Origin of the sequence: Enterobacter cloacae complex sp. P1B (assembly GCF_014982345.1) — a bacterium.
Lineage (GTDB): Bacteria > Pseudomonadota > Gammaproteobacteria > Enterobacterales > Enterobacteriaceae > Enterobacter > Enterobacter bugandensis.
Map to the genome: position 1 here is coordinate 115437 of NZ_JADCLF010000014.1, position 12634 is coordinate 128070.

A 12634-nucleotide genomic window follows, 5' to 3' on the forward strand; every position below is an offset into this window, starting at 1 on the left:
CCCCGGTGGCGCTTCGCTTACCGGGGCTACAATTTATCGCTACTTACGGCATCGCGGGCGGCGTAATACCGAAATGATTCCACGCCCGCACCGTCGCCATACGACCACGTGGGGTACGCTGTAAGAAGCCCTGCTGGATCAGATACGGCTCCAGCACATCTTCAATCGTCTCACGCTCTTCGCCAATTGCCGCCGCCAGGTTATCCAGCCCAACCGGGCCACCAAAGAACTTGTCCAGCACCGCCAGCAGCAGTTTACGGTCCATATAGTCAAAGCCTTCAGCATCGACGTTCAGCATATCCAGCGCCTGAGCGGCGATCTCGGCGGAAATCGAACCATCGTGCTTCACTTCAGCAAAGTCACGCACGCGGCGCAGCAGGCGGTTGGCAATACGCGGCGTACCGCGAGAACGTTTCGCCACTTCATATGCCCCCTCTTCGCTCATATCCAGCCCCATGTAGCGCGCGCTGCGCCCCACAATGTGCTGAAGATCGGGCACCTGATAAAATTCCAGACGCTGAACGATGCCAAAGCGGTCGCGCAGCGGAGAGGTCAACGACCCGGCGCGCGTCGTGGCGCCAATCAGGGTAAACGGCGGCAGCTCGATTTTGATGGAGCGCGCGGCCGGGCCTTCGCCGATCATGATATCCAGCTGGTAATCTTCCATCGCCGGATAGAGCACTTCCTCCACCACCGGTGACAGGCGGTGGATCTCATCGATAAACAGCACGTCATGCGGTTCAAGGTTGGTCAGCATCGCCGCCAGATCGCCCGCTTTCTCCAGCACCGGGCCGGAGGTGGTACGCAGGTTGACGCCCATTTCATTGGCGACGATATTCGCCAGGGTAGTTTTCCCTAACCCCGGCGGGCCAAAAATCAGCAGGTGATCGAGCGCATCGCCGCGCAGCTTTGCCGCCTGGATGAAAATCTCCATCTGGGAACGTACCTGCGGCTGGCCGATGTACTCATCAAGCAGCTTCGGGCGGATCGCACGATCCACCACGTCTTCTGCCTGAAGGGTGCCTGCCGATACCAGGCGGTCTGCTTCAATCATCCTTTACCTCACAATGCAGCGCGCAGCGCTTCACGAATCAGAGTTTCACTGCTGGCGTCCGGTTTGGCAATTTTGCTCACCATCCGGCTGGCCTCCTGAGGTTTATAGCCCAGCGCCACCAGCGCGGCAACCGCTTCCTGCTCGGCGTCATCATCAGAGGCAGGCGCACCCGGAGCAGTCAGAACCAAATCGGCAGCCGGAGTGAACAGATCGCCGTGCAGACCTTTAAAGCGGTCTTTCATCTCAACTATCAGACGCTCTGCGGTTTTCTTACCAATGCCCGGAAGCTTAACCAGCGCCGCGGGATCTTCGCGCTCAACGGCATTCACAAACTGCGGAGCGGACATGCCGGACAAAATCGCCAGCGCCAGCTTAGGCCCCACACCGTTGGTTTTAATCAGCTCGCGAAACAGGGTGCGTTCCTGCTTGTTGTTAAAGCCGTACAGCAGCTGAGCGTCTTCACGCACCACAAACTGGGTAAAGACAATCGCCTCTTTGCCCGCGTCCGGCAGCTCGTAGAAGCAGGTCATCGGCATATGGACTTCATAGCCCACGCCACCCACTTCCAGCAGCACTAACGGGGGTTGTTTTTCAATGATGATGCCTCTGAGTCTGCCTATCACGTGACGCTCCTGCGTTCTGGGAGAAATTAACTGCCGACATAATAAAAAAAGGCTGGATGTTTATCCAGCCTGATTTCTGATTATCGTAACCTGCCTCGCGCCAGATTGAGCCGCGACTCGCTCATTTGCATCGCGTTCTGGCTGACGTGGCAGTGGGTAATTGCAATCGCCAGCGCATCGGCGGCGTCGGCCTGCGGGTTCGCGGGAAGCTTCAGCAGGGTGCGCACCATGTGCTGCACCTGGCTCTTCTCCGCGCTACCGATGCCCACCACCGTCTGCTTGACCTGCCTTGCCGCGTATTCGAATACCGGCAAATCCTGGTTCACCGCAGCCACGATGGCCACCCCACGCGCCTGACCGAGCTTCAGCGCCGAATCCGCGTTCTTCGCCATAAAGACCTGCTCAATGGCGAAATAGTCTGGCTGAAACTGGGTGATGATCTCCGATACGCCCGCATAAATAAGCTTGAGGCGCGACGGCAGATCGTCCACTTTGGTGCGAATGCATCCACTGCCGAGGTAGGTTAGCTGGCGTCCCACCTGACGGATAACGCCATACCCGGTGACGCGTGAGCCGGGGTCAATCCCGAGGATAATCGACATCACGCGTCTCCCGTAAACGGTTTACAGGCTCTCATCAGAGAGTCGCTGCAACCTCATCAGAGATTTCACCGTTGTGGTACACTTCCTGCACGTCGTCGCAGTCTTCGAGCATGTCGATCAGACGCAGCAGTTTCGGTGCGGTTTCTGCATCCATATCCGCTTTGGTGGACGGGATCATGGAGACTTCTGCGTTGTCCGCTTTCAGGCCCGCCGCTTCCAGCGCATCGCGCACGGCACCCATCTCTTCCCACGCGGTGTAGACGTCAATGGCACCATCATCGTAGGTCACCACGTCTTCCGCACCCGCTTCTAACGCCGCTTCCATGATCGCATCTTCGTCGCCTTTCTCGAAAGAGATGACGCCTTTTTTGCTGAACAGGTAAGCTACGGAGCCGTCAGTGCCCAGGTTGCCGCCGGTTTTGGTGAACGCGTGGCGCACTTCCGCAACGGTACGGTTACGGTTGTCAGACAGGCATTCAACCATCACCGCAGTACCGCCAGGGCCGTAACCTTCATAAATGATGGTTTCCATGTTCGCGTCTTCATCACCGCCCACGCCGCGTGCGATAGCACGGTTCAGGGTGTCACGCGTCATGTTGTTAGACAGCGCTTTATCTACCGCCGCGCGCAGGCGTGGGTTAGAAGCCGGATCGCCGCCGCCCAGACGCGCTGCTGTCACCAGCTCGCGAATGATTTTGGTAAAGATCTTACCGCGCTTGGCATCCTGTGCCGCTTTACGGTGTTTGGTGTTGGCCCACTTACTATGACCTGCCATAAAAAGTTCTCCAAAAATCGCGCCTTCTCAGGCCGCGTTAATTACAAATTCTTCAATCGCCTGCCGGTTGCTCCACGACTTGGTCAGTGCGGCGGCATCCGCCGCGTTCACCCAGCGGTAGTTCAGGTGTTCGGTAAACACGATCTCCCGCTCATGGGGGAGCGCGAGACAGAACCACGACTCTGTGTTGCGCTCAATGCCCGGCGCATAGCGATGACGTAAATGGCTAAAAATTTCAAACTCCACCGTGCGCTGACAGTCCTTCAGGGTCAGTTGCTCATGAGCAACGTCAATGGTGACCTCTTCCTTTACTTCACGCGCGGCGGCCTGCGGCGCGGTCTCCCCCTCTTCCAGGCTGCCGGTAACCGACTGCCAGAAATCAGGATCGTCGCGCCGCTGCAACATCAGCACCCGCTTCGTGTCTTCTGCATAAATGACCACCAGGACAGAAACGGGAAGCTTATATGCCATATCAGTTTTTCTCTTCCTTCTTCACCACTTCAATGCCCAGCTCGGCCAGCGCTGCCGGGTTGGCAAAGCTTGGCGCTTCGGTCATCAGACACGCTGCGGCAGTGGTTTTCGGGAAGGCGATAACGTCACGAATGTTATCGGTGCCGGTCAGCAGCATGGTCAGACGGTCGAGACCGAAGGCCAGACCCGCATGCGGCGGCGTGCCGTACTTCAGGGCGTCCAGCAGGAAGCCAAACTTCTCGCGCTGTTCCTGCTCGTTAATACCCAGAATGCCGAACACGGTCTGCTGCATTTCACCGCTGTGAATACGCACCGAGCCGCCGCCCACTTCATAGCCGTTGATAACCATGTCATAAGCGTTTGCCACTGCCTCTTCCGGCGCCGCTTTCAGCTCTGCCGCCGTCATCTCTTTTGGCGAGGTGAACGGGTGGTGCATCGCGGTCAGGCCGCCTTCACCGTCGTCTTCAAACATCGGGAAGTCGATAACCCACAGCGGCGCCCATTTGCTTTCGTCGGTCAGGTTCAGGTCTTTGCCGAGCTTCAGACGCAGCGCGCCCATCGCATCCGCAACGACTTTCTTGTTGTCTGCGCCGAAGAAGATCATGTCGCCGTCCTGCGCACCGGTGCGCTCAAGGATCGCTTCCACGATGTCCGCGTTCAGGAACTTCGCCACCGGGCTGGTGATCCCTTCCAGACCTTTCGCACGCTCGGTCACTTTAATATAGGCCAGACCTTTCGCGCCGTAGATCTTAATAAAGTTGCCGTAGTCATCAATCTGCTTACGGCTCAGCGCCGCGCCGCCCGGTACGCGCAGGGCAGCCACGCGGCCTTTCGGATCGTTAGCCGGTCCCGCGAATACCGCGAACTCAACGGATTTCACCAGGTCTGCTACGTCCACCAGCTCCATCGGGTTACGCAGGTCTGGTTTGTCGGAGCCGTAGCGACGTTCCGCTTCGGCGAAGGTCATGATCGGGAAATCGCCAAGCTCAACGCCCTTCACGTCGTTCCACAGGCTACGCACCAGCGCTTCCATCACTTCACGCACCTGTTCGGCGGTCATGAAGGAAGTTTCCACATCGATCTGGGTAAATTCTGGCTGACGGTCAGCGCGCAGGTCTTCGTCGCGGAAGCACTTAACGATTTGATAATAGCGGTCGAAGCCGGACATCATCAGCAGCTGTTTGAACAGCTGCGGTGACTGCGGCAGCGCGTAGAATTTGCCTTTATGAACGCGGGATGGCACCAGGTAATCGCGCGCGCCTTCCGGCGTCGCTTTGGTCAGCATCGGGGTTTCAATATCGAGGAAACCGTGGTCATCCATAAAGCGACGGACCAGGCTGGTGATTTTCGCACGGGTTTTCAGGCGCTGAGCCATTTCCGGACGACGCAGATCCAAGTAGCGGTATTTCAGACGCGCTTCTTCAGTGTTGACGTGGTTGGAGTCCAGCGGCAGCGCTTCGGCACGGTTGATGATAACCAGATCGGACGCCAGCACTTCGATAGCGCCCGTCGCCATGTCTGCGTTAACGTTTTTCTCGTCACGCGCACGCACGGTGCCGGTGACCTGAATGCAGAACTCATTACGCAGCTCAGAGGCCAGCTTCAGCGCATCTGCGCGATCCGGGTCGAAGAACACCTGAACGATACCTTCACGGTCGCGCATATCGATGAAGATAAGGCTACCAAGATCACGACGACGGTTGACCCAACCACACAGGGTGACCTGCTGTCCGACGTGGGACTGACGCAGCTGCCCGCAATATTCTGTACGCATGAGATATCCCTTAATTAGCCGCAGGCTAAATGTCGCCTGGTATGCAGGCTACTATGTCGCAGCTTTCTGTATGTCACAACTGGATGAAAAAAGGCGGCTATTATACTGGAAATTCCGCCGGACGATAAGAGCGAACCACCGCCAGACGGTCGTTTGCTGCACTCTTATTGCGCATTCTCACAAAAATTAACAAAATTATCCGACCGATAACAGGTCATCACGTCGTAAGGTGTTACGGAAGTGATTAATTTACCTGGAGTGACGATGTTAACACTTGATGCCCGCAAAACCGCGCTTGTTGTGATTGATTTACAGGAAGGGATCCTGCCCTTCGCCGGTGGCCCACACGCAGCGGATGAAGTCGTCAGCCGCGCCGCTCGCCTGGCCGAGAAGTGCCGCGCCAGCGGTGCCCCTGTGGTCATGGTGCGCGTCGGCTGGTCCGCTGATTTCGCCGAGGCGTTAAAACAGCCCGTTGATGCCCAGGCGCCCGCGCATGCCCTGCCGGAAAACTGGTGGACGTACCCGGTGTCGCTGGGCAAACGCGACAGCGATATCGAAGTGACTAAACGCCAGTGGGGCGCGTTCTACGGGACCGACCTTGAGCTGCAGCTTCGCCGCCGCGGTATCGACACCATTATTCTGTGCGGCATTTCCACCAACATCGGCGTGGAATCGACAGCCCGTAACGCCTGGGAGCTGGGCTTTAATCTGGTGATTGCTGAAGATGCCTGCAGCGCGGCTTCCGCCGAACAGCATCAGGGCAGCATGACCCATATCTTCCCGCGCATCGGACGCGTGCGCAGCACGGATGAGATTTTAAGCGCGCTATGATGTACGTGGGCCTGCCCCAGTGGTCGCACCCGAAATGGGTGCGCCTGGGCATTACCAGCCTTGAAGAGTATGCCCGACACTTTAACTGCGTCGAGGGTAACACCACGCTGTATGCGCTGCCCAAAGCCGAGATAGTCGAACGCTGGCGGGAGCAAACAACGGACGATTTCCGTTTCTGCTTTAAGTTTCCGGCGACCATTTCCCACCAGGCCGCGCTGCGCAACTGCGGGGACTTAACGGAAGAATTTTTCACGCGCATGTCGCCGCTGGCGAACCGAATTGGACAATACTGGCTCCAGCTTCCCGCCACGTTTGGCCCGCGCGATCTGCCCGCCCTGTGGCAGTTCCTGGATGCCCTGCCCCGCGAATTCACCTACGGCGTGGAAGTCCGACACCAGGACTTCTTTGCGAAAGGCGAAGCCGAAAAAGCGCTCAACCGGGGCCTGCTGGATCGTTCCGTTAACCGGGTGATCCTCGACAGTCGTCCGGTGCACAGCGCGGTACCGCATAACGAGGCCATCGTTGATGCTCAGCGTAAAAAACCTAAAGTGCCGGTCCACGCCATCGTGACCGCACAGAACCCGATGGTCAGGTTCATCGGCAGCGACAATATGCAGCAAAATCAGGCGATGTTCGCCGTCTGGCTGCAAAAACTCGCGAGCTGGGAGCACACCACCACGCCGTACCTCTTTTTGCACACGCCGGATATTGCTCAGGCGCCCGAACTGGTCGATGCTCTGTGGCAGGCCTTGCAGGCCGCGGTGCCGTCCGTGGGCAGCGTCCCTTCCATCCCACAACAATCTTCTCTTTTCTGATATCACCCCCTATCATAGTGAAGTGCCATCTGCCAAAAAACAGGGAGTTAGTATGGTCAGCGCGCTGTATGCGGTGTTAGGTGCATTACTGCTGATTAAATTTTCGTTTGATGTTGTGCGCCTCAGGATGCAGTACCGCGTCTCTTACGGCGACGGCGGTTTCTCCGAACTGCAAAGCGCTATTCGCATTCACGGTAATGCGGTGGAATACATTCCCGTTGCTCTCATCCTGCTGCTGTTTATGGAGATGAATGGCGCGGAAACCTGGATGGTGCATATTTGTGGCCTGATGCTTATTGCCGGCCGGTTAATGCATTATTACGGCTTTTACCACCGTTTATTCCGCTGGCGTCGTTCCGGCATGAGTGCGACCTGGTGTTCGCTTTTGCTGATGGTGCTGGCTAACCTGTGGTATATGCCGTGGGAGTTGGTTTTCTCCCTCCATTAGCGCACAATACGCCACTTTATTTTTCCCGGATTTTTACGTTATGTCAGATCGCGACACGCTTTTTTCCGCGCCTATCGCCAGCCTGGGCGACTGGACCTTCGATGAACGGGTAGCCGAAGTCTTCCCGGATATGATCCAGCGCTCTGTTCCCGGTTATTCCAATATTATCTCTATGATCGGTATGCTGGCTGAGCGCTTCGTTCAACCCGGTACGCAGGTCTATGACCTGGGCTGCTCGCTCGGCGCGGCAACGCTGTCGGTACGTCGTAACATTCATCACGATGGCTGCCGAATCATTGCCGTCGATAACTCTCCGGCCATGGTGGAACGCTGCCGTCGCCATATTGACGCGTACAAAGCCCCCGTTCCGGTGGACGTGGTGGAAGGCGATATCCGCGAGATCGAGATTAACAACGCCTCGATGGTAGTGCTGAATTTTACCCTGCAGTTCCTGGTGCCTGAAGACCGCCAGCTGCTGCTGGACAAAATTTACCAGGGGCTGAATCCCGGCGGCGCGCTGGTGCTTTCTGAAAAATTCAGCTTTGAGGATGCCAAAGTAGGCGAGCTGCTGTTCAACATGCACCACGATTTCAAACGGGCGAACGGCTACAGCGAGCTGGAGATCAGCCAGAAGCGCAGCATGCTGGAAAACGTGATGCTGACGGACTCCGTGGAAACCCATAAAGCGCGCCTGCACAAAGCCGGTTTTGAGCACAGCGAACTGTGGTTCCAGTGCTTTAACTTTGGCTCTCTGGTGGCGCTAAAAGCCGGGGATGCCGCATGATTGAATTCAGCAACTTTTATCAGCTGATTGCTAAAAACCATCTTTCCCACTGGCTGGAGACCCTGCCGGCGCAGATTGCCGCCTGGCAGCGCGATCAGCAGCACGGCCTGTTAAAGCAGTGGTCAAATGCCGTGGAGTATCTGCCGGAGCTGACGCCGCATCGTCTGGATTTACTGCACAGCGTGACGGCGGAAAGCGCAGAGCCGCTCCCTGCCGGGCAGATCAACCGCATCGAAACGCTGATGCGTAATTTAATGCCGTGGCGCAAAGGGCCGTTCTCGCTGTACGGCGTGAACATCAATACCGAGTGGCACTCAGACTGGAAGTGGGATCGCGTACTGCCGCACCTTTCCGACCTGACCGGGCGCACCATTCTGGACGTAGGCTGCGGCAGCGGTTACCACATGTGGCGCATGATTGGCGCGGGAGCCCATCTGGCGGTCGGCATCGACCCGATGCAGCTCTTCCTGTGCCAGTTTGAGGCAGTGCGAAAACTGCTCGGCAACGACCAGCGCGCGCACCTGCTGCCGCTGGGCATAGAGCAGCTCCCTGCCCTGAAAGCGTTCGATACCGTCTTCTCAATGGGCGTGCTGTATCATCGTCGTTCCCCGCTTGAACACCTGTGGCAGCTCAAAGATCAGCTGGTCAGCGGCGGCGAGCTGGTGCTGGAAACGCTGGTGATTGAAGGAGATGAACATGCGGTTCTGGTGCCGGGCGATCGCTACGCGCAGATGCGCAACGTTTACTTCATCCCGTCCGCGCTGGCGCTGAAAAACTGGCTGGAGAAATGCGGATTTGTGGATGTGCGCATTGCCGACGTTTGCGTAACGTCTATCGAAGAGCAGCGCCGCACCGACTGGATGATCACCGAATCGCTGGAGCAGTTCCTCGACCCGGCCGACCACAGCAAAACCGTTGAAGGCTATCCTGCACCGATGCGTGCGGTGTTGATTGCGACCAAGCCGTAGTTTTTCCCTCTCCCCTGTGGGGTGAGGGGATAAAAAAAGGCCCCTGTTGAAATTGCAGGGGCCTGGTACAAGCAAGCATCATATTGGGCGACATGATGCGCGGTAAAAATCGGTACGTTGCTACACGTGATGACGCTCAATCAGCGACTTCATTTCCGCAACCGACTCTCCCTCTACGCCGTAGCGAGAATATTCATCCGCTTCAGCATCCGTCGACATTGACAGCCCTGTATTGCGATAACGCATGGGTGAAGGTATCCATTTCCCCGCAGAGCTGTGAAGCTCTTCCACCCCGGCGTTTAAAAACCGTTCCAGATTGCTGGCACGGACTCCCGCACCCGCCATTATTATTGGAACACCGGAATGTGCTTTTAGTTCCGTAATTAATTGCAGACCTTTTTCCGCCGAAGACTGCTGTCCCGATGTCAGGACGCGCGCCACGCCAAGTTCGGCAAGCGTATCAAACGCTTGCAGGGGATCTTTGCACATATCAAACGCACGATGAAACGTGACGGCCATTCCTTTTGCGGCGTCCATTACCTTACGCATCCGCGGCAGGTCGACGTGACCATCCTCGTCAAGCAGGCCGGTCACCAGCCCCAGGAAACCCAGGTCACGAACCAGCGCGATATCTTCAAGCATGGCACTGAACTCGCCCGCCGTGTAACAAAAATCGCCGCCGCGAGGGCGAATAATCGGGTGGACCGGGATGGTGACGGCCTGGCGGGCAGACTTCAACACGCCGTATGAAGGCGTTAACCCCCCTTCTTTCGGGGCGGCGCATAGCTCAATACGGTCAGCCCCCATCTGTTGCGCCGTTACGGCACACGCCACGCTGTAACAACAAATCTCCAGCAGCGCCATCTGCTTCTCCTTAAAATCAGCTTAACGCGCCATCATGGCACGCCTCTCGTTTCGTGTCTCAGCGACGAATCACAACTCTCAGGCTTCGCTGGCAACGATCTGCTCAATGGTCCAGGGATGAAATTTCACGGTCACCTGCCCGTCCGTCACGGCCAGCGTCGGGTTAGGCAGACGCTCGCGCTCGCCTTTGGGTGAACTCGTCTTCACAAAAATCCCCGGCTTGCTTAACCCGTCGTCTGACAGCAGGGCCAGGGCGCGCGCGTTCAACGTTTCCGGCTCACCCGGCAGTACGATTTCGATATGCTCCCAGCCTTCGTGCGGATAGCGTTTCTCGCCCGGCCACGGCAGTTCAACCACGGTGAACTGCCAATGCGCCACGTTCACCGGCTCATGCAGTTTGAACAGACAAATGGGGCGTCCATTGATGATGTTCTCAGAGAGCAACTCGCCGCACTGTTCAAACCCGCGACGCCAGCGCTCGGCGGTGGCATTCTGGTGGCAGCGCAAGGAAATGTGATCCGCCGCAAGCGGCACGATATCCAGACCAAGACGGGTGGCAAGTTCTGTGAACGCCTTTGTGAAGCGCGGTAAATCTGCGGAAATATCATGCAGTTCGTCAATGGATTGCCAGTTCGCCATAAGTCAGTCTCTTTTCGTGTCGCAAAGCCGCTAATTTACTCCGTTGCCCCGTTTTGACCAACCGCAGAATCCGGCTTTTTATGACTGCATGGTTATGCACGCTTTCTTAGCCTGGATTCTGAGCAATCTTCGGGCCCCGCAATGCTGACGCCAGAAGGCATTTGCAGTATACTCCCGCCCTAAATTCTTTAACTGGCGCGGGCGGTTGTAAGCCCGCATCAAAAACGTAAGGTATCCAGGTGAATATTCAGGCTCTTCTCTCCGAAAAAGTCAGTCAGGCACTGATTGCCGCAGGCGCACCTGCGGATTGCGAACCGCAGGTTCGTCAGTCAGCAAAAGTACAGTTTGGCGACTATCAGGCTAATGGCGTGATGGCAGTGGCTAAAAAACTGGGCATGCCGCCGCGACAGCTCGCTGAGCAGGTACTGACGCATCTGGATCTTTCCGGCATTGCCAGCAAAACCGAAATTGCTGGTCCGGGCTTTATCAATATTTTCCTTGAGCCTGCGTTCCTGGCGAGCCACGTTGACGCGGCGCTGAAGTCTGACCGTCTGGGCGTTTCCCAGCCGGAAGCGCAGACAGTGGTGGTCGACTACTCTGCCCCGAACGTGGCGAAGGAGATGCACGTAGGCCACCTGCGCTCCACCATCATCGGTGACGCCGCGGTACGCACCCTTGAGTTCCTCGGTCACAAGGTGATCCGCGCGAACCACGTGGGCGACTGGGGCACCCAGTTCGGCATGCTGATTGCTTACCTGGAAAAACAGCAGCAGGAAAACGCGGGTGAAATGGCGCTGGCGGACCTGGAAGGGTTCTACCGCGAAGCCAAAAAGCACTATGACGAAGACGAAGCCTTTGCCGAGCGCGCACGCAGCTACGTGGTGAAGCTGCAGGGCGGGGATCAATACTTCCTCGAGATGTGGCGCAAGCTGGTTGACATCACCATGTCCCAGAACCAGCTTACCTATAACCGTCTGAACGTGACCCTGACTCGCGACGACGTGATGGGTGAAAGCCTGTACAACCCGATGCTGCCAGGCATTGTGGCGGACCTGAAGGCCAAAAACCTGGCGGTGGAGAGCGAAGGCGCAACGGTAGTGTTCCTTGATGAGTACAAAAACAAGGAAGGCGAACCGATGGGCGTGATTATCCAGAAAAAGGATGGCGGCTATCTCTACACCACCACGGACATCGCGTGTGCGAAATACCGTTACGAAACCCTGCACGCCGACCGCGTGCTGTATTACATCGACTCCCGTCAGCACCAGCACCTGATGCAGGCGTGGACTATCGTGCGTAAAGCCGGTTACGTGCCGGACTGCGTGCCGCTGGAACACCACATGTTCGGCATGATGCTGGGTAAAGACGGCAAGCCGTTCAAAACCCGCGCGGGCGGTACCGTGAAGCTTTCCGATCTGCTGGACGAAGCGCTGGAGCGCGCCCGTCGCCTGGTGGCAGAGAAGAACCCGGACATGCCTGCTGACGAACTGGAAAAACTGGCCAACGCCGTGGGTATCGGTGCGGTGAAATACGCGGATCTTTCCAAGAACCGCACCACCGACTACATCTTCGACTGGGACAACATGCTGGCGTTTGAAGGCAACACAGCGCCGTACATGCAGTACGCCTATACCCGCGTGCTCTCCGTGTTCCGCAAGGCGAACATTGATGAAAGCGTGCTGGCGAATGCGACAGTGACCATCACGGAAGATCGTGAAGCACAGCTGGCGGCGCGTCTGCTGCAGTTCGAAGAGACGCTGACGGTTGTCGCGCGTGACGGCACGCCGCACGTGATGTGTGCTTACCTGTACGATCTGGCGGGTCTTTTCTCCGGCTTCTACGAGCACTGCCCTATTCTGTCTGCAGAAAATGAATCGGTGCGTAACAGCCGCCTGAAGCTGGCTCAGCTGACGGCGAAGACCCTGAAGCTGGGTCTGGATACCCTGGGTATCGAAACCGTAGAACGTATGTAAAAAAGAAACCCGG

At 57.2% G+C, this 12634-nt stretch carries 14 protein-coding genes; 6 read left to right on the forward strand and 8 right to left on the reverse strand.

Going from position 1 to position 12634, the window contains the following annotated elements; genetic code table 11:
* Window positions 1-43: 43 nt before the first annotated feature.
* The 6 genes from ruvB to aspS form a co-directional block, all read right to left on the reverse strand.
* Window positions 44-1054 (reverse strand): Holliday junction branch migration DNA helicase RuvB, encoded by a 1011-nt coding sequence (gene ruvB, locus INF77_RS17705; RefSeq protein ID WP_193532507.1) that lies wholly within the window; start codon window positions 1052-1054, stop codon window positions 44-46.
* A gap of 8 nt (window positions 1055-1062) precedes the next feature.
* Entirely contained in the window at window positions 1063-1677 is a 615-nt protein-coding gene (gene ruvA, locus INF77_RS17710; protein WP_028013624.1) for a Holliday junction branch migration protein RuvA, read from the reverse strand.
* 80 nt (window positions 1678-1757) lie between these two features.
* Complete coding sequence (ruvC, locus tag INF77_RS17715; protein ID WP_003859749.1) at window positions 1758-2279, reverse strand: crossover junction endodeoxyribonuclease RuvC; 522 nt, start codon at window positions 2277-2279, stop codon at window positions 1758-1760.
* A 34-nt stretch (window positions 2280-2313) separates the two neighbouring features.
* Complete coding sequence (locus INF77_RS17720) at window positions 2314-3054, reverse strand: YebC/PmpR family DNA-binding transcriptional regulator (protein WP_003859747.1); 741 nt, start codon at window positions 3052-3054, stop codon at window positions 2314-2316.
* A 27-nt stretch (window positions 3055-3081) separates the two neighbouring features.
* Window positions 3082-3525 (reverse strand): dihydroneopterin triphosphate diphosphatase, encoded by a 444-nt coding sequence (nudB, locus tag INF77_RS17725; protein ID WP_059353978.1) that lies wholly within the window; start codon window positions 3523-3525, stop codon window positions 3082-3084.
* Between the two features lies 1 nt (window position 3526).
* The gene (gene aspS, locus INF77_RS17730) at window positions 3527-5299 is read right to left on the reverse strand and encodes an aspartate--tRNA ligase (protein WP_028013627.1); all 1773 of its coding nucleotides are present in this window, start codon (window positions 5297-5299) and stop codon (window positions 3527-3529) included.
* 264 nt (window positions 5300-5563) lie between these two features.
* Here aspS and INF77_RS17735 point away from each other — a divergent pair, with 264 nt between their 5' ends.
* The 5 genes from INF77_RS17735 to cmoB are packed head-to-tail and all read left to right on the forward strand — an operon-like array spanning window position 5564 to window position 9145.
* Complete coding sequence (locus tag INF77_RS17735) at window positions 5564-6130, forward strand: hydrolase (RefSeq protein ID WP_047367817.1); 567 nt, start codon at window positions 5564-5566, stop codon at window positions 6128-6130.
* Window positions 6127-6945, forward strand: a complete 819-nt coding sequence (locus tag INF77_RS17740; protein ID WP_048956525.1) for a DUF72 domain-containing protein — start codon at window positions 6127-6129, stop codon at window positions 6943-6945. Before INF77_RS17735 ends, INF77_RS17740 begins: the two co-directional genes overlap by 4 nt.
* Window positions 6946-6997: 52 nt before the next feature.
* Window positions 6998-7393, forward strand: a complete 396-nt coding sequence (locus INF77_RS17745; protein WP_063942293.1) for an MAPEG family protein — start codon at window positions 6998-7000, stop codon at window positions 7391-7393.
* A 40-nt stretch (window positions 7394-7433) separates the two neighbouring features.
* Window positions 7434-8177, forward strand: coding sequence for a carboxy-S-adenosyl-L-methionine synthase CmoA (gene cmoA, locus INF77_RS17750; protein ID WP_045260318.1), 744 nt, complete (start codon window positions 7434-7436; stop codon window positions 8175-8177).
* Window positions 8174-9145, forward strand: coding sequence for a tRNA 5-methoxyuridine(34)/uridine 5-oxyacetic acid(34) synthase CmoB (cmoB, locus tag INF77_RS17755; protein ID WP_193532508.1), 972 nt, complete (start codon window positions 8174-8176; stop codon window positions 9143-9145). Before cmoA ends, cmoB begins: the two co-directional genes overlap by 4 nt.
* Window positions 9146-9265: 120 nt before the next feature.
* Here the strand turns inward: cmoB and cutC are convergent, their stop codons facing one another.
* Together cutC and INF77_RS17765 are read right to left on the reverse strand one after the other, a co-directional pair.
* Window positions 9266-10009, reverse strand: a complete 744-nt coding sequence (cutC, locus tag INF77_RS17760; protein WP_100170079.1) for a copper homeostasis protein CutC — start codon at window positions 10007-10009, stop codon at window positions 9266-9268.
* A gap of 78 nt (window positions 10010-10087) precedes the next feature.
* On the reverse strand, window positions 10088-10648 hold the full coding sequence (locus tag INF77_RS17765; RefSeq protein WP_045631220.1) for a VOC family protein: 561 nt from the start codon (window positions 10646-10648) through the stop codon (window positions 10088-10090).
* 239 nt (window positions 10649-10887) lie between these two features.
* On the opposite strand from INF77_RS17765, the gene argS reads away from it, so the two are divergent.
* Window positions 10888-12621 carry an arginine--tRNA ligase gene (gene argS / locus INF77_RS17770; protein WP_028013635.1) on the forward strand — a complete coding sequence of 578 codons (1734 nt, stop codon included), beginning with the start codon at window positions 10888-10890 and terminating at the stop codon, window positions 12619-12621.
* Window positions 12622-12634: the final 13 nt, after the last annotated feature.